General features: G+C 68.7%; 22 protein-coding genes and 1 pseudogene. 16 read left to right on the forward strand and 7 right to left on the reverse strand.

Translation table 11 applies throughout. The features are described from left to right. The first annotated feature begins 31 nt into the window (after positions 1–31). Both IPG63_07075 and IPG63_07080 read left to right on the forward strand, forming a co-directional pair. A complete protein-coding gene (locus IPG63_07075) occupies positions 32–262 on the forward strand; it encodes a DUF433 domain-containing protein (protein MBK6727011.1) in 231 nt (76 codons plus the stop codon). Beyond that, a complete protein-coding gene (locus tag IPG63_07080) occupies positions 259–636 on the forward strand; it encodes a DUF5615 family PIN-like protein (GenBank protein MBK6727012.1) in 378 nt (125 codons plus the stop codon). Before IPG63_07075 ends, IPG63_07080 begins: the two co-directional genes overlap by 4 nt. Before the next feature lie 118 nt (positions 637–754). Here the strand turns inward: IPG63_07080 and IPG63_07085 are convergent, their stop codons facing one another. Beyond that, positions 755–1,459 carry a hypothetical protein gene (locus IPG63_07085; protein ID MBK6727013.1) on the reverse strand — a complete coding sequence of 235 codons (705 nt, stop codon included), beginning with the start codon at positions 1,457–1,459 and terminating at the stop codon, positions 755–757. A 76-nt stretch (positions 1,460–1,535) separates the two neighbouring features. Here IPG63_07085 and IPG63_07090 point away from each other — a divergent pair, with 76 nt between their 5' ends. Both IPG63_07090 and IPG63_07095 read left to right on the forward strand, forming a co-directional pair. Beyond that, on the forward strand, positions 1,536–3,119 hold the full coding sequence (locus IPG63_07090; GenBank protein MBK6727014.1) for a 2,3-bisphosphoglycerate-independent phosphoglycerate mutase: 1,584 nt from the start codon (positions 1,536–1,538) through the stop codon (positions 3,117–3,119). Beyond that, a complete protein-coding gene (locus IPG63_07095; GenBank protein ID MBK6727015.1) occupies positions 3,120–4,268 on the forward strand; it encodes a peptidoglycan DD-metalloendopeptidase family protein in 1,149 nt (382 codons plus the stop codon). A 10-nt stretch (positions 4,269–4,278) separates the two neighbouring features. Here IPG63_07095 and IPG63_07100 read toward each other — a convergent pair whose 3' ends face one another. Beyond that, entirely contained in the window at positions 4,279–4,836 is a 558-nt protein-coding gene (locus IPG63_07100; protein ID MBK6727016.1) for a Uma2 family endonuclease, read from the reverse strand. Positions 4,837–4,967: 131 nt separating this feature from the next. Between IPG63_07100 and IPG63_07105 the strand changes: the two genes are divergently transcribed. The 3 genes from IPG63_07105 (at position 4,968) to IPG63_07115 (ending at position 7,046) form a co-directional block, all read left to right on the forward strand. Then, entirely contained in the window at positions 4,968–6,335 is a 1,368-nt protein-coding gene (locus tag IPG63_07105; protein MBK6727017.1) for a glutamate--cysteine ligase, read from the forward strand. Between the two features lie 112 nt (positions 6,336–6,447). Next, positions 6,448–6,753 carry a transcriptional regulator gene (locus tag IPG63_07110; protein ID MBK6727018.1) on the forward strand — a complete coding sequence of 102 codons (306 nt, stop codon included), beginning with the start codon at positions 6,448–6,450 and terminating at the stop codon, positions 6,751–6,753. A 17-nt stretch (positions 6,754–6,770) separates the two neighbouring features. Beyond that, positions 6,771–7,046: a helix-turn-helix domain-containing protein gene (locus IPG63_07115; GenBank protein MBK6727019.1), complete on the forward strand. Its 276-nt coding sequence runs from the start codon at positions 6,771–6,773 to the stop codon at positions 7,044–7,046. An 82-nt stretch (positions 7,047–7,128) separates the two neighbouring features. Here the strand turns inward: IPG63_07115 and IPG63_07120 are convergent, their stop codons facing one another. Both IPG63_07120 and IPG63_07125 read right to left on the reverse strand, forming a co-directional pair. Then, positions 7,129–7,464 carry an XRE family transcriptional regulator gene (locus tag IPG63_07120; GenBank protein MBK6727020.1) on the reverse strand — a complete coding sequence of 112 codons (336 nt, stop codon included), beginning with the start codon at positions 7,462–7,464 and terminating at the stop codon, positions 7,129–7,131. Next, complete coding sequence (locus tag IPG63_07125) at positions 7,445–7,768, reverse strand: type II toxin-antitoxin system RelE/ParE family toxin (protein MBK6727021.1); 324 nt, start codon at positions 7,766–7,768, stop codon at positions 7,445–7,447. Before IPG63_07125 ends, IPG63_07120 begins: the two co-directional genes overlap by 20 nt. Before the next feature lie 89 nt (positions 7,769–7,857). Here IPG63_07125 and IPG63_07130 point away from each other — a divergent pair, with 89 nt between their 5' ends. Beyond that, positions 7,858–8,535 carry a hypothetical protein gene (locus tag IPG63_07130; GenBank protein ID MBK6727022.1) on the forward strand — a complete coding sequence of 226 codons (678 nt, stop codon included), beginning with the start codon at positions 7,858–7,860 and terminating at the stop codon, positions 8,533–8,535. 17 nt (positions 8,536–8,552) lie between these two features. Next, positions 8,553–9,710, forward strand: a complete 1,158-nt coding sequence (locus tag IPG63_07135) for a hypothetical protein (GenBank protein MBK6727023.1) — start codon at positions 8,553–8,555, stop codon at positions 9,708–9,710. Between the two features lie 93 nt (positions 9,711–9,803). Here IPG63_07135 and IPG63_07140 read toward each other — a convergent pair whose 3' ends face one another. Together IPG63_07140 and IPG63_07145 are read right to left on the reverse strand one after the other, a co-directional pair. Next, on the reverse strand, positions 9,804–10,223 hold the full coding sequence (locus tag IPG63_07140) for a type II toxin-antitoxin system MqsA family antitoxin (protein MBK6727024.1): 420 nt from the start codon (positions 10,221–10,223) through the stop codon (positions 9,804–9,806). Beyond that, positions 10,220–10,528 (reverse strand): type II toxin-antitoxin system MqsR family toxin, encoded by a 309-nt coding sequence (locus IPG63_07145; protein ID MBK6727025.1) that lies wholly within the window; start codon positions 10,526–10,528, stop codon positions 10,220–10,222. The genes IPG63_07140 and IPG63_07145 overlap by 4 nt, the downstream gene beginning before the upstream one ends. 248 nt (positions 10,529–10,776) lie before the next feature. Between IPG63_07145 and IPG63_07150 the strand changes: the two are divergent. From IPG63_07150 to IPG63_07175, 6 genes and pseudogenes are all read left to right on the forward strand, one after another. Continuing rightward, positions 10,777–10,839, forward strand: a pseudogene (locus tag IPG63_07150) (SEC-C domain-containing protein). Between the two features lie 1,490 nt (positions 10,840–12,329). Beyond that, positions 12,330–13,115, forward strand: a complete 786-nt coding sequence (locus tag IPG63_07155) for a cytochrome c4 (protein MBK6727026.1) — start codon at positions 12,330–12,332, stop codon at positions 13,113–13,115. A gap of 89 nt (positions 13,116–13,204) precedes the next feature. Further along, complete coding sequence (locus IPG63_07160) at positions 13,205–13,873, forward strand: thiol:disulfide interchange protein DsbA/DsbL (GenBank protein MBK6727027.1); 669 nt, start codon at positions 13,205–13,207, stop codon at positions 13,871–13,873. 82 nt (positions 13,874–13,955) lie between these two features. Further along, positions 13,956–14,759, forward strand: a complete 804-nt coding sequence (locus IPG63_07165; protein MBK6727028.1) for an endonuclease/exonuclease/phosphatase family protein — start codon at positions 13,956–13,958, stop codon at positions 14,757–14,759. A gap of 3 nt (positions 14,760–14,762) precedes the next feature. After that, positions 14,763–16,583: an outer membrane protein assembly factor gene (locus IPG63_07170; protein ID MBK6727029.1), complete on the forward strand. Its 1,821-nt coding sequence runs from the start codon at positions 14,763–14,765 to the stop codon at positions 16,581–16,583. Next, positions 16,580–20,203: a translocation/assembly module TamB domain-containing protein gene (locus IPG63_07175; GenBank protein ID MBK6727030.1), complete on the forward strand. Its 3,624-nt coding sequence runs from the start codon at positions 16,580–16,582 to the stop codon at positions 20,201–20,203. Before IPG63_07170 ends, IPG63_07175 begins: the two co-directional genes overlap by 4 nt. Before the next feature lie 434 nt (positions 20,204–20,637). On the opposite strand, the gene IPG63_07180 is transcribed toward IPG63_07175, so the two are convergent. Beyond that, positions 20,638–21,681, reverse strand: coding sequence for a sulfite exporter TauE/SafE family protein (locus IPG63_07180; GenBank protein ID MBK6727031.1), 1,044 nt, complete (start codon positions 21,679–21,681; stop codon positions 20,638–20,640). A gap of 9 nt (positions 21,682–21,690) precedes the next feature. Here IPG63_07180 and IPG63_07185 point away from each other — a divergent pair, with 9 nt between their 5' ends. Next, positions 21,691–23,472, forward strand: a complete 1,782-nt coding sequence (locus IPG63_07185; protein ID MBK6727032.1) for a lytic transglycosylase domain-containing protein — start codon at positions 21,691–21,693, stop codon at positions 23,470–23,472. Positions 23,473–23,486 lie beyond the last annotated feature (14 nt).

A 23,486-nucleotide genomic window follows, 5' to 3' on the forward strand; every position in this document is an offset into this window, starting at 1 on the left:
GCAACCATCCCACCCCGTCGAGGAGCCCGGTATGGAATTGCTGGATCGCATTACCCAAGACCCCGGCACGATGGGCGGAAAGGCATGCATCCGCGGCACCCGGGTGACGGTGGGCATGATCGTCGGTCAGATCGCTGCGGGCGTCGACGTGCCCGGCCTTCTGGCCGACTACCCCTATCTGGAGCGCGAAGACATTCTGCAGGCGCTGCGCTATGCAGCCTGGCGTGCGGAGGAGCGCGAGCTTCCGTTGGCGGTGGCGTGAAGCTGTTGATCGACATGAACCTCTCGCCGCGCTGGGTCGACTTCCTGGTGAGCGAAGGAATCGAGGCCGTGCACTGGTCGCAGGTCGGGAGAGCAGGCGCCGCGGACGTGGAGATCATGCGCTTCGCGGCCAGCAATGGCTGCATCGTCCTGACTCATGATCTCGACTTCAGCGCGATCCTGGCGGTCACGCAGGGACGCAAGCCGAGCGTGGTGCAGCTGCGCACGGATGATGTGCGCATGACCGCAGTTGGCCGACAGGTCGTGTCGGGTCTGAGGAGCCTGCGATCGGAGCTGGAAGCCGGGGCGCTGTTGACGTTGGACCTCGAGCGCACCCGCATGCGGCTGCTGCCACTGCGAACGATGCAAGACTGAAACTGGGTAGCAGCGAAGCGACAGCGCTGAGCAGTGCGGGCGTTGCAGCCATCGCCGTCGCCGTCGTTCCGCCCGCACCAACGTCAGGATCGGGGCGTGGTGCAGGCATCCGCAGCTCTCAGAACTTCGGCGCTGCGCCGTCGAAGCGATTGACCTTGCCACCGACCAGCGGGCCTTCCTGGCGGCCGGTGAGCTTGGCGCTGGTGTGCATGTACAGCTCGACTTCGCGTTCGAAGCGCAGGTTGCCGTCGACCACGCTGTCGGCGCCGAGGATGATGCGCGGCGGCTTGCTGTTGCTGTTGAACCAGCCGAAGCCGGTCGGCTTGCGCACCACGATGTCGCCGGTCACCTGCGCCGCCTGGCGCAGTTCGACGTCGCCATTCACCAGTTCGATGCCGGCGCCGGCCTTGGCGCGCGCGCCGAGTTCGATGCGGCCATTCACCGTCTCGATCGGGTCCAGGCTGGCGGCGTCGTCGGAAAGCACGATGCTGCCGTTGACCGTCTCGATGCCCTTGCTGACCACGCTGCGGTTGCCGACATGGATGCTGCCATTCACCGTTTCCAGCGACTCGGCCTGGCCGTTGCCGCCCATGCGCACCGAGCCATTCACGGTCTCGGCGTGGCCGACGATGGCGTCGTCGCCAATCTGCACCGAACCGTTCACGGTGTCCAGATCGCCGGCGCGGCCGCCGTTCTCGACGCGGATGCTGCGGTTGACCTTGCTGATGTCGGCGTAGTCGTGATCGTCGCGCTCCGGGCCCTGCGCGAAGGCAGCATTGGCGAAGACGACGGAGATCAGCACGGCGGATGAAAGGTGACGCATGAGGGTTCTCCTGTGGGGGTTGCCCGCGATCTGATGCACGACCGAGGGCCCAGGGTTTATCCCCCTGCCATCGGTCATGTGCGGGCGGCCGCTAGAATGCCCGCCCTGTCTGTCGCGGAAGCGAACCGTGCCCACGCCGAAACCCGTATTGCTGCTGATCCTCGATGGCTGGGGCCATCGCGAAGACCGCGAATGGAACGCGATCGCCCAGGCCGAGGTGCCGAACTGGCGCCGGCTGCTGGCCGCATGCCCGCACACGTTGATCGACACCCACGGCGAGCACGTCGGCCTGCCCGATGGGCAGATGGGCAATTCCGAGGTCGGGCACATGAACATCGGTGCCGGGCGCGTCGTCTACCAGGAACTGACGCGCATCGACCAGGCCATCCGCGATGGCAGCTTCGGCGCAAATCCGGCGTTTACGTGCGCGTTCGATGGCGTGCGATCCAGTGGCGGCACCCTGCACGTGTTCGCGTTGCTGTCGCCGGGCGGCGTGCATTCGCACGAGGCGCATGTGCTCGCCTTTCTCGACGCCGCAGCGGCCGCGGGCCTGAAGTTCATCGCCGTGCATGCCTTCACCGATGGCCGCGATACGCCGCCGAAAAGCGCGGCGGCATCGTTGAACGCACTGCACGCGAAATGCGCGGCACTGCCCGGCGCGCGCATCGCCAGCGTGACCGGTCGCTACTACGCGATGGACCGCGACAACCGCTGGGAGCGGGTCGCACCCGCGTATCGCGCGATCACCGAGGCGAACGCGGCGTTCAATGCCGCGGACGCGCTGGCCGCGCTCGAAGCCGCCTACGCGCGCGGCGAGAGCGACGAGTTCGTGCAGCCGACCGTGATCGGCGATGGCGCCCGCTTCGTCGATGGCGACGCGGTGGTGTTCCTGAACTTCCGTGCCGATCGTGCGCGCGAACTCTCCCGTGCCTTCGTGCAAGCCGATTTCGCCGGGTTCGCCAGGCCGCGTCCGATCCGGCTGTCGGCGTTCGTGACGCTGACCGAATACGCCGCCGACCTGCCGGTCTCCGCAGTCGCGTACCCGCCGCAGAGCATGGCCAACACCTTGCCCGAGGTGATCGCCGCGCACGGTCTGAAGCAGCTGCGCATCGCCGAGACCGAGAAGTACGCGCACGTCACCTTCTTCCTCAACGGCGGACGCGAGGAAGCATTCCCGCGCGAGGAGCGCAGGCTGATTCCCTCGCCCAAGGTGGCCACCTACGACCTGCAGCCGGAGATGAGTTGTCCGGAACTGACCGCGAAACTGACCGCGGCGATCCGTTCGCGCGCGTTCGATCTGATCGTCTGCAACATCGCCAATCCGGACATGGTCGGGCACACCGGAATCTTTGCGGCGGCGCTGAAGGCGGCGGAAGCGGTCGATCACGCGCTCGGTGCCATTGCTGAGGCGATCGACGAGGTCGGCGGGGTGATGCTGGTCACCGCCGATCACGGCAATCTGGAGATGATGCGCGACCCGGTCACCGGCGAGCCGCATACCCAGCACACCGTCGGCCCGGTGCCGTTGCTGCTGGTGGGTCGCGAGGCGAAGCTCAAGCCCGGCGCCTTGTGCGATCTGGCGCCGACGATCCTGACTCTGCTCGGACTGCCGCAGCCGGCCGAGATGAGCGGGCACTCGCTGCTTGTCGGAGCCGGCTGAATGCGGGCGCTGGCGGCGTTGACGTTGCTGGTCGCGCTACCGCTCGCAGCGACGGTGCTGCCGCAGAACGCCGAACGCGAAGCCGAGGCGAAGGCGAAGCTGGAGGCCTTGCGTGCGGAGATCGCGACACTCGCAGCCGAGCGCAACGAAGTGGCCGCGCAGCGCGACGCCGGAGTTGCAGCGCTGCGCGAGATCGATACGCGCGTCAGCGCGACCACGCGGCGCCTGCGCGGCATCGAGGCCGGCATCGCAAGGCAGAACCGTCTGCTCGGTGAGCGCGAGGCCGAGCGCGTCGTGCTGCAGGGCCAGCTCGGTGGCAGCCGCGAGACGCTAGAGAACCTGTTGCGCTCGGTGTACATGATCGGCCGCGGCGAATCGCTCAAGGCGCTGCTGGCGCGCGACCGCATCGCCGACAGCAGTCGCGCGCTCGCCTACTACCGCTACCTGCAGCGCGATCGTTTGCGGCGTGTGCAGGAGCTGATGGACAGCCTGGCCGAACTGCTTGCGGTCGAGAAGGTGATCGCCGAGGCGCGTGCTGCGCTCGCGGTCGAACAGGCCAAGGTGCTGGTGGACTCGGAGCGCCTGAGCGCGGAGCGCGTCGAGCGCGAAGCGGTGCTGGCGCAGTTCGATGCGCAGCTCAAGGCAGGCGAGACCCGCCTCGCGGCACTCGGGCGCGACGAGCGCGACTTGTTGCAGCTGCTCGAAGATCTGCGTGACATCTTCGCCGACATCCCCAAGCAGATCGAGGCGGCGCAGCCGTTCGCCGCGCTCAAGGGACGCCTGAAGCGGCCGCTTGCAGGTTCGGTACAGGTCGGTTTCGGCCAGGGCATCGGCCCGGGCCGCGCCAGCGAAGGCTGGCTGATCGGCGCGCGCGTCGGCGACGAAGTCCATGCGGTGGCGCCGGGTCGCGTCGCCTTCGCCGACTGGCTGAAGGGCTTCGGCTTGTTGCTGATCCTCGATCATGGCGATGGCTACATGAGCCTGTACGCGCAGAACGAATCGCTGCTGCGCGATGTCGGCGACTGGGTCGCGGTGGGCGATGTGCTCAGCACCGCCGGCGCCAGTGGCGGCGCCGCGCAGGCCGGGCTCTATCTCGAACTGCGCCACCAGGGCCGCCCGCTCGATCCGCAACCCTGGTTCGCGCGCTGAGCCGCGCCGCCTACGCCCACAAGGAGCCGAGTTCGAGATCGATGGCGTCGAACGGCGGCAGGCGCACCACGTCCTGGTCAGCGTGGCTACCGAGCAGCAGCCAGCGGCCGTCTTCGCGGCGATAGGCTTCGAGGGTGCGCAGGATCGGATCGAGCAGCCACAGGTGCTCGACGCCGTGCGCTGCGTAGATCGGCATCTTCTCGACCCGGTCCAGACGCGCGGTGCCGGGCGAGAGGATTTCGCAGACCCAATCCGGCGCCAGCTCGAACCATGCGGTTTCGGGCAGGGTCGGCATGCGCTCGCGACGCCAGCCGGCGAGGTCGGGCACCAGCACGTGCGGACCGAGGTGGCATTCGGGCTCGTCGAGGACCCACCAGCCGCCGGGACCGCCATGGCCGGAGTGGTAGGGGGCAATGAGCCGTCCGCCCAGCAGCGATGCGGAGACGATGTGCTTCGGTGCCGGCCGCGGGTGGCTGTACAGCACACCGTTGACGATCTCGCCGACGCGCTCGCGCGGTAGCGCGAGCAACTCTTCGTAGCGGGCAGGTAGGCGGGCGGGTACCGACATGGCGGCAATGTACTGCGGAAGCGGCGGGCAGGGCAGGGCGGTCGCGGGCGACATTGCAATCGGCCGAAGCCGCCCCACCTGTGAGCATTCCGGTGTCGCACCGGTCCGTGTCCGTCCCATCGGAGCAGTTCGTGTCGAATCCAAGCCAGGGCGCCGCAGCGCCGATCGAATCGAAGCAGGATCTGATCGACTTCCTCGCCAGCGGCGAGAAGCCAGCCGCGGACTGGCGCGTCGGCACCGAGCACGAGAAGTTCGTGTTCCAGCTCGAAGACCTGCGCGCGCCGCCGTATGAAGGGCCGCGCGGCATTCGCGCGTTGCTCGATGGCATGGCGCGCGAGTTCGGCTGGACGCCGCTGCTCGAAGACGGCCACCCGATCGCGCTGCTCAAGGACCTGGCCTCGGTGTCGCTGGAACCGGCGGGGCAGTTCGAGCTTTCCGGCGCGCCGCTCGAAACGATCCACCAGACCTGCTGCGAGGTTGCCCAGCATCTGCGCGAATGCAAGCAGATCGGCGACCAGCTCGGGCTTGGTTTTCTCGGCATGGGGTTCAATCCGAAGTGGCGTCGTGACGAGTTGCCGTGGATGCCGAAAGGGCGCTACCGGATCATGCGCGAGTACATGCCCAAGCGCGGCAATCTTGGGCTGGACATGATGCAGCGCACCTGCACCGTGCAGACCAACCTCGATTACGGCTCCGAAGCCGACATGGTGCGCAAGTTTCGCGTCTCGCTGGCGCTGCAGCCGATCGCGACCGCGCTGTTCGCCGATTCGCCGTTCACCGAAGGCAAGCCCAACGGTTTCCTCAGCTTCCGCTCCAACGTCTGGAGTGACACCGACCCGGATCGCACCGGCATGCTCGGCTTCGTGTTCGAGGACGGTTTCGGCTACGAGCGCTACGTCGATTACCTGCTCGATGTGCCGATGTACTTCGTCTATCGCGACGGCAAGTACATCGATGCCAGCGGCCAGAGCTTCCGCGATTTCCTCGCCGGCAAGCTGCCGGCCCTGCCCGGCGAGAAGCCGACGCTGAAGGACTTCAACGACCACTTGACCACCGCCTTCCCGGAAGTGCGGTTGAAGAAGTACCTGGAAATGCGCGGTGCCGATGGCGGCCCGTGGAATCGACTGTGCGCGCTGCCGGCCTTCTTCGTCGGCCTGCTCTACGACGACACCGCGCTCGCCGCCGCCTGGGACCTGGTGCGCGACTTCCGCCTGGAAGAACGCGAAGCGCTGCGCAGCGGCGTACCGAAGCTCGCGCTCAAGACCCCGTTCCGCAACGGCACCGCCCGCGAGCTCGCACTCGAAGCGCTGAAGATCTCCGCCCACGGCCTGCAACGCCGTGCCCGGCTGAACACCCGCGGCGGTGACGAATCCCTGTTTCTCGAACCCCTGATCGAGTTCGCTCAGGCCAACCAGTGCCCGGCCGAACGCAAACTCGAACTCTTCCACGGCCCCTGGCAGGGCTCGGTCGATCCGGTCTACAGCGAGTTCGCGTACTGAGGCTGGCCGTCGCTTCGGCCATGGCCGTACGGTGGTTGGCAAGACGCCGAGCATCCACCGGCGGACGCAGGAGTTCATCGACAAGCATACGTCGCAGACGTATAGTCGGCGCGTGCTCACCGTTGCCGAAACCGACATCTTCAAGGCGCGCGCCGCGGCGATCTTGGCAGACGATGAGCGCATCGAGTTCTGCGCGTGGATTGCCGCAAACCCGGATGCGGGTGAGGTGATCCCTGGGTCCGGCGGGTGCCGCAAGGTGCGCTGGCAGGCCAGCGGGCGCGGCAAGCGCGGCGGCGCGCGGGTGATCTACTTCAATCGGCCGGACGAAGGAAAGGTGTGGTTGTTGACGATGTACGCCAAGGCGGTGCGCGGGAACATACCGGCGCACCTGTTGAAAGCGATCAAGGAGGCGCTATGAGCACGAAAGAAAAGGTCATGACGGGCCGCGATCTGGGCGAGGAAATCCTTGCCGCCGTGAAACAGATGAAGTCGGGTCGGGCCGCGCGCGAAACACAGGTGGAATTGACGCCAGCCGCGCAGGCGCGCGCCAACGTGGGGCTTTCGCAAAGCCGGTTCGCGGCGCTGCTCGGTGTGTCGGCGCGCACGCTGCAGGAATGGGAGCAGGGGCGGCGCGAGCCGACCGGCGCCGCCAGGACGTTGCTGCGCGTGGCTGTGGCGCACCCGGAGATTCTGCGAGAAGTCGCGGCCTGAACCGCCAAAGCAGGGTCTCGGCGTGCAGCTTCATCACTTCCGCTTCGGCAACGGCGCCGCACCGATCCGATCCGCGCGAGTCTCAGTTCGTTGCGAGCGTCAGATGCCCGACCGGCTTCGCCGCTGGCCGCACGTTGATCTCGATGTCGTAGCCGAGGCGATTCAGGCAGTCCATCAGCTTGCGTTCGGACAGGTTGCTGAAGTCGCCGCGCATCATGCCCGATACCTTCGGTTGCGGGATGCCCATGCGTTTGGCCGCTGCCAGCTGAGTCAGGCCCAGCGTGCGCATCGCCTTCCTGATTTCGACCACGAGGCCGGTCTTGATCCTCAACTTCTCGGCGTCGGGCAGACCAAGGTCGGCGAAGACATTGCCTGAGCTGCGTCGGACCTCGATGCCTTCAATGATGCGCTTTCGCATTGCGTAGCTCCTTTGCCATGGCCTCGGCCACTTTCAGTCGGGCACGGATGATGTCTGTGTCCGTCTTGGGCGTGGCGATCCCGCGCTTGCTCTTCTTGTGGAAACAGTGCAGGACAAACACCGCTTCCGCGAACCGGACCGTGTAGACCGCGCGGTACGTGCCGCCCACATCGTCTTCGACCACCTCCACGACACCGGCCCCATCGAAAGCCTTGAGCACCTTCGCTGAGTCGTCCTGGTCGCCCAGTTGTGCCAGCGACAGCGCGTAGCCGAAACGCCGCCGCACTCCGGGTGGCAAGGCCATCAGGTCCTTGCAACTACTCGCGATCCATTCGAGCGGCTTTTCCTATTCGGTCATGGCGGCAGAATATACCTGTTCAGGAAACATCGGCAATGTCGGTCAAAGCCCTCGAGAAGCACCAGCTGATCGCGGCCTTCGTGCCCGGCGGCAGTCTGATCGCGACCGGCTCGATGGCCTCCTTCACCAAGGACCTGACGCCGTGGTTGCTGACCGCCCCGACCGAGGCGATCGCGGTGGTGCTGATCGGATTTCCGGATCTGGAGCCAGCGACCACGACCACGGGTGGCGGACCTTTGGGCCCCGGCTACACTTGCAAGGTGAGCCCGGCCCGCACCAACCCGTTCAGCTACCTGTGGGAGGACGGCACCTGCGCCGACTTCGGCGCCGGCTTCACCCGCGTGCGCCAGATGACCCACTGCGAGGAGGCGGGCACGATCGTAACGCTGCCAACCTACGGCATCGCCCTGACCAGCGGCCGCGTCAGCACCATCTCCGCAGTGGAAATCAGCGGCAGTGACCGGACCGCTTGCGAGGACTACGCCGGCGCCGACGCTTGCAACGCCGCCGCGACCGCCGCTGCGACCGACAAGAACATCACCTACACCGGCATCGTGACCATGAACAACATCGAGGCCGCGAACTACGCCTGCGGTGGCAGCACCTACTACTGGGCCGGCCCGCCCGGCGCCAGCCACGGCCTGTTCGGCCCCTGGGGCAACGTCTACAACCAGCCCTATCGCGACGCGCTGTGCTGCGCCACTTCCCCCTGAAGCCTCCTGGAGTCCCCATGCTGCCAAGCCGTGCCCGCATCCTGCTCGTCCTGCTCAGCCTCGCCGCTCCCCTGGCGCAGGCCCAGATCAATATCCTCGAACCGCTGGAGCAGTTCGTGTATCCGGTGCTGCCGCACCCGGGCGTGTACTACGACCCCACGCAGAGTGGCACCGGGCTCACCGTGGACCGGGTGGCGGTGGGCGCCGACACCTTCGTGTTCGCGACCTACTACCACTACGACGCCGCCGGCGCCCCCACCTGGATGAACCTGGCCGCAGCGGTACACCAGGCGACGATGGCCGAGTACAGCGCCAACGGCGGGCTGGCCGCGTGGGTGCAGAGCGAATGGGTACGCGCCAGCGGCGGCCAGTGCTTCGACTGTGCCTACACCGTGAACAGCGTGACCACGCCGCCCTACGGCCCGCGCACCCTGGAACTGATCGGCGGCCGCCACCTGCGCCTGCCGGCCAGCGGCAACGCCGCCAACCGCGACATGCGCCTGGCCAAGGCCCTGCCCGCCAGCGGCAGCCCCAGCCAACGCCTGCTCGAGAAGGGCGCGGTCTGGGCGGTGAAGCGGCGCTGGGGTCGCACCAGTTCGGGCGACGGCGGCGGCGACCCGGCCGGCTGGGTCTACCTGCGCAAGCGCCCGACCACGGAGAAGGTGCATTTTCTGGACAACGCCTACGGCAATGCCGAGCCGGCCTTCCTGCGCCTGGCCGACCGCAACAGCCCGGACCAGTACGAGTTTGTGAAGGCGGTGGAGTGGATCAACCTGCCCACCCAGGCCCTGATCGACCTGTACGGCCAGGGCTTCCCGAACATCAACGACTGGGCCGAGCAGCCGCTCCGCGACGCCTACACCGTGGTGATCGACCCGGCCACGGACCGCATCCGCATGATCGCGCGTTGCGCGCCGACCAATGGCGGCGTGACGCCGGCCTGTCCCTACGGGGCGAGCCGGACGCAGGCGACGGTGACCGAGATGGCGGACGTGATCGACGCCGGCCCGAACGAACGCGGCGAGGAGCGCATCGTGATCCGCAGCTGGTTCCTGGCGAAAGCCGCAGGCCAGGCGTACTGGGGCGACGAATACGAGCTCACCCGCGTCCCCGACGCCTACGCCCGCGCCATCGTCCCGACCCTGCCGGCGAGCATCGCCACCGGGGCGCAGTGAGGCGATGGGGGCGGCTTGGATGAGCGCGAGCAAAGCGCGGCTTGCGGGTCCGCGTGTACGGGGTCGAGCGGGCGCGGCTGGGGCAGGCGCTGTTCAGCGCGCCCGCACTTCGTCCAGCAGCTCGGGATGCCGATCGAGCAGGCGGAACAGGTTCACCACGGCGGCACTCGGCTTCGCTTCGCCGCGCTCATAGCGGCTGAAGGCGTTGTGCCCGCCACCGGTGAGTGCGGCGGCCGCGCGCTGCGTAAGCTTCAGTCGCTTGCGCGCGGCACGCAGCGCCTCGCGCTCGATCGCAGCCGCCTCGGCGGCCAGCCCCTGCAGCGCGGCGTCGTAGCGTGCCGAACCGGCTTCGTCCAGGAACTCCACTTCGCCGCAGTTCGCACAGTGCCAGCCGAACACGTCGGGCACGGTCCGTTGCAGGCCGCCGACGCGTGCGATCACGTCCCGGTTTTCCTTGTGCATGTCGGCCTGCTCGCAGTTGAGGCACGCGTGCCTGGGTGGTTTCCTGCTCATGGTTCGACCCTCTTGAAAGAAATCACCACGGACCCGTCGCTGCGCATCGTGAACTTCACGTAGGCGTCGCCAGCCGGTGTTTGCGCGATGTAGACGTCCTGCCAGACCCGATGATCGGCATACGTCGTCATTGACTTGCGGAAGCAGCGGGCGGTCAGCCCGGCGATCGCCGCCAGCGAATCCGGCGGCGCCAGACCCATCGCGTCAGCGCCCATGCGCGCACTGGCCGTGAAGCACAGGCGCCCCTTGCTCGCAACTGTCGCCTGGATGGCCTCAAGCCTGAAATGCGGCGTGCGCTTCTCCATGGGGCGAAACTACCCTGATCGGGTGATTCCGACAACTCTCTGAGCGACCTGCACCTGCAGCAGCTTGGACAACCGCTGCGCTAGGCGCGCTTCGCCCGGAGAGAAATCACCACGAAGTCGCTCAGGCTCATGTGCCGTTGGAATCACGCCAGTGCCTCCAGGCACGTGTGTCATTGGAAGCGGCTTGGGGTCGCAGGCGACCGGGCGGCGAGCCACAATGCAGCCATGACCATCGAGGAAGCCGGATGAAACCTGGACGCAACGACCCCTGCCCGTGCGGCAGTGGCAAGAAGTACAAACAGTGCTGCCTCGCGGCCGAACAAGCGGAACTGCAGGCGCCGGAAGAGTTGTTGTGGCGACAACTGCGGCGCGAGCTGGACGGTTTTCAGGTGCGGCTGCATCGCTTCATCAACGAGCACTACGGGCCGGATGCGCTCGACGATGCCTGGTGGGCGTTCCATCTCTGGAAGGAGGAAGAAGACTTCTTCGATGCGGACTCGCCGTTGATCGAGCCCTTCGTGACCTGGATGGCCTACGAATGGCAGCCGGATGGCGACGAGGAGTGCGAAGTCCTCGATCCCGCGCTTGCAGATGTGGTGCCGGCACGCGCATGGCTGCAGCGCAAGGGGCGGAGCGCGGCGCCGTTGCTGCGCGAATATGTGGAAGGCTGTCTGGCCCAACCGTTCAGTTTCTACGACGTGCTCGAGGTCCGTGCCGGTCGCGGCCTGGTGCTGGAGGATGTGCTCACCGGCAGGCGCCACGAGGTCCTGGACAAGTCGGCGTCGCAAAGCCTCGGGGCCGGCAGCCTGATCTACGCGCGACTGGCGCCGGTGCGCGGCCTGGTGTTGGTGGAGGCGGTGTGGCCATTCGTGCTGCCGCCGATCGCCCGCAACGCGGTGGTGGCGCAGCGCCAGCGCATGCAGCACCTCACCCCGGTGCTCGACGATCAGGCGCTGCACGACTGGAGCGACGAGCTGCGCGAAATCTGCCTGGACCTGTTCGAACAGGGGCGGTCGCGGGCGCTGCCGCAGATGCAGACCACCGATGGCGAGGACATTGAATTCCACAAGCTGGTGTACGACATCGACTCGGCCCAGATCGCCTTCGATGCGCTCAAGCACCTGTCCAGCACCAGCGAGGAAGCCGAGTTGCTGGCGCAGGCCGAGTGGCAGGACGGTCGGCTGGAGAAGGTGCAATTTGCCTGGACCAAGTCGGGCAACGCGATGCACGCCGAGTGGTCGAACACTTCGCTCGGCTGGATCGAGATCGCCGGCACGCGCATGACCGTGCAGCTGCAGTCGCGCGAACGCGCCGAGCGCTTTCGCGAACTCGCCGTCGACGCCTTGGGGGAATGCGGGCGTTACCGCATGTCCGAGATCCGCGATCTGGCGCAGGCCATGGCCGAATATCAGCAGGAGGCCGGGCCGACGACCGATCCGCTTTCCAGCCCCGAGATCGATGCGCTGATCCACGCCCAGTTGGCCGACCACTACCGGCGCTGGGTGGACATGGAACTTCCGGCGCTCGATGGGCGCACGCCGCGTGATGCCGTATCCACCCCGGATGGCCGCGAGCAGGTGGAAGCGCTGCTGCGGCAGTTCGAGCAGGACGGTCGCCGGCAGTCGCCGCCGCTGGATCCGGCGATCATCGCCAGCCTGCGCGAGCAGCTCGGTTTGGCTGCGGGCAGGGCGCCAGCGGGCACGCCGCGCAGCTGAATCCGGCTGCGCCCTTCATGTAAACTCGCCGGCCTTCGTGCGCCCGCGGGACGGGCGCGGTGCGGAATTTCCTTGGAGTGATTGCCATGACGCTGCGTGTTTCCCTTGCTGTGCTCGCCCTTTCCCTGTCCTCGGTGTTGATCGCGCAGGATGCTGCGACCACGACCGAACCCGCGGCGGCTGCGGTCGCGACGGATGCGGCGGCGCCGGCTGCAGAAGTGGTGGCGGCGCCGGTGGCGGCTGCTGTTGGACCGGGCAGCGCCGAAGCAGGAGCCGCCAAGGGCGCCGTGTGCGGCGCTTGCCACGGCATGGACGGCAACTCGGTCGATCCGCAGTACCCGAAGCTGGCGGGCCAGAGCGAGGCCTACATCGCCGGGCAGTTGGCGCAGTTCAAGTCGATGCAGCGCATGAACCCGATCATGCTCGGCTTTTCGGCCGCGCTGAGCGAACAGGATATGCGTGACCTCGGTGCCCATTTTGCCAGGCAGAAAGTGCAGCCGGGTGTTGCCGATGACAGCGTGATCACCGACCCGGCCAGTCCGTACAAGGGCCAGCGCATCGTCGATGTCGGCCAGAAGCTGTTCCGCGGTGGCGATGCAGCGCGCGGCGTGCCGGCCTGCATGTCCTGCCATGGTCCGAGCGGCCGTGGCGTGCCCGGTCCGAGCTATCCCGCGGTTGCCGGTCAGCATGCCGGCTACGCCAGCCTGCGCCTGCAGGCGTTCAAGACGACGCCGGCCGGCGCGCCGGCGCTGCAGAACGCCAACTACGCCGTCATGGCGCAGATCGCCGCGCGTCTGAGCGACGAGGAAATCACGGCGCTGGCTTCTTACCTGCAGGGCCTGCACACCGCTGCCGAGGTCACGGCGCGCTGAGCGCCGGGAACTTTTCGCTCGCGGCGGCAGTCCCTGTCGCCCGCATGGTCCGCTTGCGACCGCCTTGACCCGATGATGGAGTTGCCCCGATGTTGACCCGCCTGCTGGCTGCTGCTGCCTTCTCACTCGTTTCCATCACCGCCTGTGCCCAGGGTGCGATCGAACGCTTCCAGGCCGGCACCCACTATTTCCCGGTCGAGCCAGCACAGCCCACCGCTTCCGGCGACAAGGTCGAAGTGGTCGAAGTGTTCAGTTATGCCTGCATTCACTGCGCGCACTTCGAGCCGGAAGTGGCGAAGTGGAAAAAGAAGATGCCGGCCAATGCCGCATTCAGCTACCTGCCGGCGGTGTTCAACCCGCAGTGGGAGGCCTTCGCGCGCGCCTATTACGCCGGTGAAGTGCTCGGCATCGCCGAGAAGGCGCATCAGGATCTGTTCGACGGCATCCACGTGCGCCGCGACGTGCGCAACCTGGAAGACATCTCCAAGGTGTACGCCAAGCACGGCAAGACCGAGCAGCAGTTCCTCGACGCGACCAAGAGCTTTGCGGTGGAGATGAAGCTCAATCGCGCCAAGCAGATGGTGCCGCGTTACCAGATCGATGGCACGCCGAGCATCATCGTGGCCGGCAAGTACCGCGTCACCGGCACGTCGGCCGGTGGCCAGGACAAGGTGTTCGAGGTGGTCGATTTCCTGATCGCCAAGGAATCGGCTGCGAAGAAGGCCGCGACCCCGGCTGCGGCGGCTGCCAAGGGCTGAAGCGCCTGAACCGGCACCAGACTGCGGGGCGCTCTGGCGCCCCGCATTCGTTTCCGGGCTTGCGAAATCGCTGCGCGGCTGCATGATGGGCAGCATGCGATCCACGCGCGAATCCGAACGCCACCTGCGCCTGCTCAGTTTCAACATCCAGGCCGGTGCGCACACCAATGCCTACCGCGAGTACTTCACCCGCGGCTGGCAGACCGTGCTGCCGCATCGTGGCAAGGGCGAGAACCTGGCCCAGGTCGCGACTCTGGCGCGCGCCTTCGACGTGGTCGCGCTGCAGGAAGCCGACAGCCACAGCGTGCGCAGCGGTTTCCGCCACCAGGTGCAGGTGCTGGCCGAGCACGCCGACTTCCCCTACTGGAGCCACCAGCGCAACCGCGCGCTGGCGATCGCCGAACCCGGCAACGGCCTGCTCACGCGCTTCGCACCGAGCAGCGTCATCGACCATCGCCTGCCCGGTGCCATTCCCGGGCGCGGCACGCTCGAGGTGCGTTTTGGCGAAGAGGCGGCCGCGCTGCGCGTGTTCATCGTGCACCTGGCGCTCACGCCGGGCGCGCGCCTGCGCCAGTCCGAGTTCATCGCCGGCCTGGTCGGTGATTGTGCGCATGCGATCGTGCTTGGCGACTTCAATTGCGAACCCGACAGCCACTCGATCGCGCCGCTGTTCGCGCATACGCGGCTGCGTCCGGCAACGCACGCACCGAGCTTCCCGAGCTGGCAGCCGGCCCGTTCGATCGACCAGGTGCTGACCACCGCGGCGCTCGACCTGCGCCGCTACGAGGTGCTGCCGTTGCGCGTCTCCGACCATCTGCCGGTAGCGGTGGACGTGCATCTGCCGCCGGACTGCATCCTGCCGCAAGTCGAACACGTGCACGCGTGACCGATGGTGCGTGGACTCCACAGGCACGGCATCGACTCCGCGACCGGGTTCTGGCGGCGGGTGAGCCTCGTCGCGTTGTGCCTCTCGCTGCTGCTGGCGACGACGGCATCGGCGCGCCCGGGCGGCGCCGTGCGGGCGGGCGTGATCGAACTGAAGATCGAGGGTCTCGACGACGAACAGACCGAGGCGGTGCTGCCGGCACTGGAAGTGGCGACCTATCGCCAGCGGCAGAGCATCGGCGAGCGTCGCCTGCGACGCCTGCTCGGCCAGGTCGGGGCCGAGGTCGATGGCGCGCTGCAGGTGTTTGGCTACTACGACTCGAAGACGCAGGTGCAAGTCGAAGCGCTGGAGAATGCACGCTACCGGGTGCTGCTGGAGATCGATCCCGGCGAGCCGGCGCGGGTGACGGCGCTTGATGTGCGCATCGACGGCGCCGCCGCGCGCAACGAACGCATCGGCGGGCTGGTCAGCGGATTCCGGCCGGCGCTGGGCGAGGCCTTCGACCATCGTGCCTACGAGGCGAGCAAGGCCGCGATCGCACGCGCGTTGCTGCGCCGTGGCTACCTGGCGCAACGGCTGGTCGAGCGTCGCGTCGAGATCCGCCGCGGCGAGCACAGCGCGCGCGTGGTGCTGCACTACCAGTCGGGTACGCGCCATTTTCTCGGTGCCGTGCAATTCAGCGGTGCGCAGTTCGACGACGCCCTGCTGCAGCGATTCGTGCCATGGCCGGATGGCTACCGCTTCGACCAGGCGCGCGTCGAGGCGCTGCAGCAGTCGCTCGCGGCCAGCAACTACTTCGACCACATCGAGATCAGCCAGGGCGAGATCGACGCGGCGACCCTGCGCGTGCCGCTGCAGGTGAACCTGAGCCCGAACCTGCGCACGCGCTACGTCGCCGGCGTCTCCTATGGCACCGACGAAGGCGCCGGCGTGCGCGGCGGCATCGAGCGGCGCTGGGTGAATGCGCGCGGCCACCAGTTCTTCGGCGAGGCCGAACTCGCGCAACGACGCTCGGCGCTGTTCGCGGAGTATGCGTTCCCGCGTTTTGCCGAGCGCATCTCGCGCTACGCCGTTGCCACGCGCTGGCTCGACGAGCAGACCGACAGCGTCGACGCACGCTCGTTCCTGCTCGGGGCCAACGCGGTCGCGCGCGGTCATCACTGGTACGGACAGGCTTCGCTGAACCTGCTCGATGGCAGTTTCCTGGTCGGTGCGCGCGCGCCCGGCGACACCCGCCAGGACGCGCGCGTGCTCTATCCCGAGCTGCGCTATGAGCGCGTGCTGGCGCAAGACCGCGTGCGACCCGAGCGTGGCGCCTCGCTGGAGCTGCGCCTGCTCGGCGCCAGCGATGCGCTGATCAGCGATGTCTCGTTGCTGCAGGGACGTGCGACGGTCAAGGGCATCCTGCCGGCGGGCAGCGGCGCACGCATCCTCGGCCAGATCACGCGCGGCGGCACGGCGACCGATGACTTCGCGCGCTTGCCACCGGAGCTGCGCTTCTTCGCCGGCGGTGATCGCAGTGTGCGCGGCTACGGCTACCAAGCACTCGGCGACACCGACAGCGAGGGCGTTGCCATCGGTGGCCGTCACCTGCTGACCACGTCGATCGAGTACGAACGCGAGCTATGGCCGGGCTGGAGCGGAGCCGGCTTCGTCGATGGCGGCGATGTCTGGTCGCAGGGGCGGCCGCATCTCGCGCTCGCCGCTGGCTTCGGCCTGCGCTGGCGCTCGCCGGTGGGGCCGATCCGCGTCGATCTCGCGCACGGCTTCGATGCCGAGGTCGGCGGCTGGCAGCTGCACATTTCCGCCGGGCCCGACCTGTGAGGCGCACGCGACGACTGCTGCTGTTGTTGCTGGCCTTGTTCGCGATCGCGCTGGTTTGGCTGGTCGCCACCGGCAGCGGCCTGCGTTTCCTGATCGCGCGCGCGCTGCCGGACGATGGCAGCGCACGTATCGCGAGCGTCGAAGGTTCGCTGTGGTCGGGCGTGCACGCGCAGGACATCGACCTGGCCCTGCCCGGCGTGCGCGTGCAGGTGCGCGAGCTGCGCGCCGGGCTCGCGCTGGCGCCGCTGTGGCGCGGTGCGGTGCGGCTCACGCGGGTCGAGGTACGCGGCGTGCAGATCGATCTGCTTCCGGCGCCGGCCGGCGCGGCATCGTCCGCGGCCGCGCAGTTGCCGGACCTGCGCATCGAGCAATTGCAGCTGCACGACGTGGGTGTAACGCGCGCCGACGCACGCTGGGCGATCACGCGCATCGATGCGCGCGTCGCCATGCACGGCCGCAGTCTGGTCTTCGATGCGCTCAAGTTGATGGCGCCGCTGGGTGCGGTCGAAGGCGCCTTGTCGCTCGACTTGTCGCGACCCTTGCCGGTGCATTCGGCGCGACTGCTGTTCACCGCGCAGTACGCCGACCAGTCCTGGCAGGGCGCGCTCGACGCCCAGACCCGACAGGGCGCGACCGGCTTGACCCTGGCGCTGCGCCAGCCGCTGCAGGCCGCGTTCGCGATCGGCGAACTGCGCGGCGTCGCCGATTGGGATGCCTTCGTGCAGATGCCGGCGCAGGCGTTGCAGGAAGCGCCGGTCGCGGCCTCGGTGCAGCTGCGCGCGCGCGATCGCGAGCTGAGGGTGCTGGGCGATGCACGCTTCGCAGAGTTCCGGCTGACGGCGATCGACGCCTCGGCGCGCATCGACGACGACGCGCTGGTGATCGCGCCATCGAGCCTGCAGATCGAAGCGCCGCAGGGGCGCATCGAGTTCAGCGGACGCGTTCCGTTCGATGCCGCCGCGCCAATCGCGCTGCAGCTGCGCAGCGAGCTGCTGCGTTTCGCCGCCGCGGACGCGCCGCCGCTCGATGTGCGCGGCAGCGTCGCGCTCAGTGGCACGCGCGCAGCGCCGGTGCTGACGCCGACACTCGAGCTGGAACGCGAAGGCTGGCCGCGCGCGACGCTGGCCGGCCGCATCCGTCGCCAGGACGCGGTCTGGTTGGCGGAAGATTTGCAGCTGATCTCGGCGCGCAGCAGCCTGCATCTCGATGGCAGCCTGGCCACTGGAACCGCGCCTGCAGCCACGCTCGAAATGCGCCTGGCGAAGTTCGATCCGGCCTTGCTGGCGCCCGCCTGGCCCGGCGCGATCGATGCCGAACTGAGCTGGCTGGGCCGCTTCGGCGAACACGGGCTGGATGGCGAATTGAGCGTGCTTGCGCTCGACGGCACGCTGCGTGGCCGCAGCGTGCGTGGGCGCGGCCTGGTGCAGCTGCAGGCGCAGCAACTCGCACGCGCCGATCTGCAGCTGACCGCCGGTGCGGCGTCGTTGCGCTTGCGTCGCGACGCGGCGGATGCGCCGCTGCAGCTCGCATTCGATGCGCCCGACCTAGCCGACCTGTTGCCTGACTGGCGTGGCCGCGTGCAGGCGACCGCCAGCCTCGGCGAGAGCTCCAGTGGCGAAGGCGAGGTCGCGGATTTGCACGGTCCCGGGCTGGCGCTTGCCGGTCTGCGGTGGCGCGCGACGGCGGGTCGTGCGGCCGCAGCCGCCGTGTCGATCCAGGCGACGCTGCGCGGCATCGATGTTGGCGGTCAGCGCGTGCAGCGCGCGCAGCTCACGGTCGCGGGCACGCGCGCGGAGCATCGCATCGACCTGGACCTGCAGGCCGGCGCCCGCCAGTTGCAGTTGGCCGCCGAAGGCGCGCTCAGTCCGCAGCAGGCCTGGCGCGGGCATCTGCAGGACCTCGACCTGCTGGCCCCGGAATGGCGCGCGTCGCTCATCGAGCCGGCCAACCTGCGCTGGCATGACGGGCGCTTGACGCTGGCGCGCAGTTGCCTGCGCGGCGAGGGCGGCGGGCGCATGTGCCTGGTGCTGGATCACGATGCCGCGCGCACCGAGGCCGCGGGCGAAGTGGTTGCGTTCGACTTGGGTCCATTGCTGCGGCTGCTGGCGCCCACCGCGCCATTCACCACCACGGCGCGCCTGTCCGGGAGCATCGACCTGGTGCTGGACGGTGGCGACGTGCAGTCGCTCGACGCGCGTTTGCACAGCGCCGAGGGAGCGTTCGCGGTCGAGGAACGGCCCGACCTCGATCTCGGCTATCGCGACCTCACGCTCGATCTCGGCATCGCCGCGGGCGTGGGTCAGTGGCAGGCGGCGGCGACGCTGCGTCCGGAAGGCCGCGTCGACAGCAGCGGCACGCTGCAACAGGTGGATGGCCTCTGGCAGTACCAAGGTCGGCTTGGAATGAACGTGCATCGCTTCGACGCGATCGAGGCCTTCACTTCGCAGTTCGCGTCGCCGCGAGGGGATCTGAGCGGCGAGATGCAGTTTCGCGGTCGCGGCAGCGAGCGGCCGCAGTGGAGTGGCGCCTTCGCGGTCACCGACTTCGCCGCCGAGCTGCCCGAACTTGGTCTGCAACTGAGCCAGGGGGCGCTGGCGATCGCAGCGGTGCCAAGCGGCGTGATCGTGCGCGGCGCCATCACTTCCGGCGGTGGCCAGCTGATCCTCGATGGCGGCCGCACTGCCGGCAAGGGCCAGCCCTGGCACTTCGCGCTGAATGGCGAAAACGCCGTGCTGTCGGACACGCCGGCATTGCGCCTGGTGCTGAGCCCGGCGCTGACGCTCACGCAGGACGGGCGCGAGTGGCGCCTCGGCGGGCGCGTGCAGATTCCCTCGGCGCGCATCGATGCCGAAGTGCTGGCGCCGGCGGCGGCGACCAGCAGCGACGTGGTGATCGTCGATGCCGTCGAGCCCGACGACGCCTTCGCCGCCGAGCGCTGGCGCGCCGATGTCGTGCTCGCGTTTGGGGATGCCGCGCAGCTCAGCGGCTATGGCTTCGACGGTCGCGTGCGCGGCGAACTGCGCCTGCGCCAACGCAGTGGCGACAACGCCTACGGCCAGGGCCAGCTGCAGGTCAGCGGCCGCTACGCCGCCTATGGCCAACGCCTCAACATCCGTCGTGGACGCATCCTGTTCGCGAACAGTCCGCTCGACGAACCGACCCTCGACATCGAAGCCGAGCGCAAGGCCGGCAGCGCCGTCGCCGGCGTGCGCGTGACCGGAACCGCGCGCGATCCGCAGACCGAAATCTACGCGCGTCCGGCGCTGCCCGAGTCCGAGGCGCTGGCGCTGCTGGTGACCGGGCGCGCGCTGCGCAACGTCAGCGGCGCCGATCGCCAGCGCCTGTCCAGCGCGGCACTCGCACTCGGCACCATCGGCGGCGACCTGCTCGCCGGCAATCTCGGTGCCGAAATCGGCATCACCGGCGACGCCGCGCGCGGCACCGAAGCCTTCACCATCGGCAAGTACCTCACGCCGAAGATCTTCGTCGGCTACGGCATCGGCCTCGCCCGCCGCGGCAGCGTGCTGATCGTGCGTTATCTGATCCGCGACGACGTCGAGGTCGAGGCCACCACCGGCGAACAATCGCGCGCCAGCCTGAATTACGTGATCGAGCGGTAGGGCGCGAACACATCGAAACGCGAATACCGATGGGATCGCGTCAACGGTCGCGACCGGGGTCGCTCCTACGTCGCACAATGCAGCTTGGTCGAAGCGATGTAGGAGCGACCCCGGTCGCGACCGAAGACGCGGCCACATGCGGTGGTCGCGAACACGTTTCATCGCGAACGCCGGATGCATCGCCTCGCGTTGCGAACAACGCCCGTCGCGAACATCGGGTGCATCGCGTCACCGGTCGCGGCCACACGCGGTGGTCGCGAACACGTTTCTTCGCGAACGCCGGGTGCATCGCGTCGCCGGTCGCGGCCGGGGCCGTTCCTACACCGCACGATTGAGCCACGTCGAAGCGACGTAGGAGCGACCCCGGTCGCGACCGAAGACGCGGCCACGCGCGCTTTTCGCGACGCAACCCATCGCCGCCCCGCGCCACCACATCAACGCGCCAACGCCGCAACCATCGCGCCACCCATCGACAACAGCAGCAACGCGAACGCGCGGTTCAACTGGTGGTGCGCGAGGCGGTGCGCGAGCGCGGCGCCGCGGCGGGTGGCGTGGGTGCTGGCGAGCGCGAGCAGCGCCGCGGCGGGCAGGTGCACGTAGCCGATCGAGCCCGCGGGCAGGGTCAGGTCGCTCGAACCGGCGGCAAGCACGTAACCGATCGCCGCCGCCAGCGCGACCGGCAGGCCGCAGGCAGCCGAAGTGCCGACGGCGCGCACTGCCGGCTGGCCGCGCCAGACCAGCAAGGGCACCAGCATCGAGCCGCCGCCGATGCCGACCAGGGCCGAGAGCGCGCCGATCGGCAGCGCCGCCGCGGTCAATGTGGGCCCGATCGGCAGCGCGGCGTGCGCGGCCGGCGCCTGTTTGCGCGCCAGCAGCAAGGTGGCGGCGGTGACGAAGCAATATGCCGCGAAGCCGATGCGCAGCCAGGCATCGGGCAACGCGCCGCCGAGCGCGGCGCCGGCGAATCCGCCGAGCACCAGTCCGGGCGTAAGCCACGCCACCGCCGGCCACAGCACCGAGCCGCGGCGCGCGTGGGCGCGGGTCGAGGCGATCGCGGTCAGCACGATGCAGGCGAGCGAAGTGGCGAGGGCCATGTGCATCGCGTGTGCCGCGGGAACGCCGAGCAGCGGCAGTGCGAAGGCGAGCGCCGCAACCATGATCATGCCGCCGCCGATGCCAAACAGCCCGGCCAGGAATCCGGCGACGCCACCGACCGCGAGCGCGGCCACGATCAATGCGGCGAGCAGCGGTGTTGTCACGCTTTTGGCCTCGGCGCTGGAACTAGACTTGTGACCATGAATCTCCGCATCGTTTCCGCGTGCATCGCGTTGTGCTTCGCCAGTGCCTTTGCTTCCGCCCAGGAAGTTCCAGAACGCGCCCAGTTCCTGGTCGCGCACAAGCTCGCGAAGTCGGGGCTCGACTGGCGCAAGGTCGCGCCCGGGCTGGCATCGTATCCGCTGCTGCCCTACCTCGAACATGCGCAGTTGATGCGCGCGCCGCGGCCGCCGAGCGAAGCGCTCGCGGCCTTCATCGAGCGCCATGGCGACCAGCCGCTGACGCGACCGCTGCGCGCGATGCTGATCGCACGGCGGGCGCAAGCCGCCGACTGGGTCGGGGTGCGCGCGCTGGACGTGCCGACGCTGGCACTGGGCGAGCGTTGTCAGGTGCATCGCGCGGCGATCGAACTCGGTGATGGCGAAGCGGTGCGCGACGCGGTGCAGGCGCTCTGGCTCAGTCCACGCGCGCTGCCGAGTTCCTGCCACGCGCTCGAGCGCTGGCTGCGGACGCAGGGTGCGCTCGACGCCGAACGTATCTGGCAACGCGCCGAGCTCGCGGTGGGTGCGGGCCAGAACGGCTTGCTGCGCACGCTCGCCGCCGAAGTCAGCGGTCGTGATCGCGTGGCGCTGCTGCATCTGGCTGACCTGCTCGCCGACGCCGGGCGTGCGCGCCGTGTCGCGAAGTCCTGGCCGGACGATGCAGCGCATCGACGCGCGATGGCGCTGGGCCTGGCGCGCATCGCGGCGCGCGACGATGCGCTCGCGGCATCGCTGTGGCGCGAGTTCTCGGCGCGCCTGCATTTCGACGAGACTCAGAAGCTCCGCGTGCTTGACGCCATCGCGCTGTATCGCGCCAACAGCTACGAGTCCGATGCCGCCGAGTGGCTCCGGCTGTTGCCGCCCGGACAAGACAGCGCCGCGACGCGTGAGTGGCGTCTGCGCGAAGCCTTGTCGCGACGCGATCTCGGCGCCGCCGCGGCCGCGCTCGAACGCTTCGATGCGACCCAGCTCGCGGATCCGCGCTGGCAATACTGGCGCGCGCGCGTCGCCGAGTTGCGCCGTGAACACGCGACGGCGGAAGCGCGCTATCGCGAACTCGCGAACTCGCCGACCTTCTTCGGCTTCCTCGCCGCCGAGCGTGCCGGCCTGCCCTACGCGCTGTGTCCGTTGCTGCCGCCTGATGCCGGCGACGCCTCGAAGGTGCTGGCCGTGCCCGGATTCGCGCGTGCCTTCGAGTTGCATGCGATCGGCTGGACGCGCGAAGCGCGCCGCGAATGGGACGCCGCGCTCGCCGGCGCGGATGCGTCGACGCGGATCGCAGCCAGCACGCTCGCCGACGCGCGCGGCTGGCACGACCGCGCACCGTTTGCCCTCACCGCCGGCGACGACTTGCGCCAGTACCAGTTGCGCTTCCCGCTGGCGCATCGCGATCTGGTCGTCGCCGCGGCGACGAAGCAATCGCTTTCACCGGGCTTCGTGTTCGGGCTGATCCGCTCCGAGAGCGCCTGGATCGAGGACGCGAAGTCGCATGCCAACGCCTACGGGTTGATGCAGCTGATCCCGGAGACCGCGCGGCGCATGGCCAAGGCCGAAAAGCGCCACTTCGCGAATCCGCTGGCGCTGTTCGATCCGGCGCTGAACGTGGCGCTCGGTACCCGCTATCTGTCCAGCGTGCTCGCGCGTTATCGCGGTGCGCACTGGCTGGCGGCGGCGTCCTACAACGCCGGTCCGGCGCGCGTCGACCAGTGGTTGACGCAACGCGGCCACCTCGAACCCGATCTGTTCATCGAGACCATTCCGTTCAAGGAGACGCGCGAGTACGTGGCGCGGGTGCTCGCGTTCGCGTTGATCTACGACTGGCGGCTGCATGGCCGCGCGTTCTCGCTCGACTACGCGCTGTCGCGTGCCGAGACACCTCCGCCACAACGGCGTGCAGTAGCCTGTCCGCTGCCGGACGCCGGCGCCGCCGCGGCGGCAACGACGAAGCCCTGACGGCGCTTGCCGCA

It is taken from the genome of Lysobacterales bacterium, assembly GCA_016703225.1.
Taxonomy (GTDB): Bacteria; Pseudomonadota; Gammaproteobacteria; order Xanthomonadales; family Ahniellaceae; genus JADKHK01.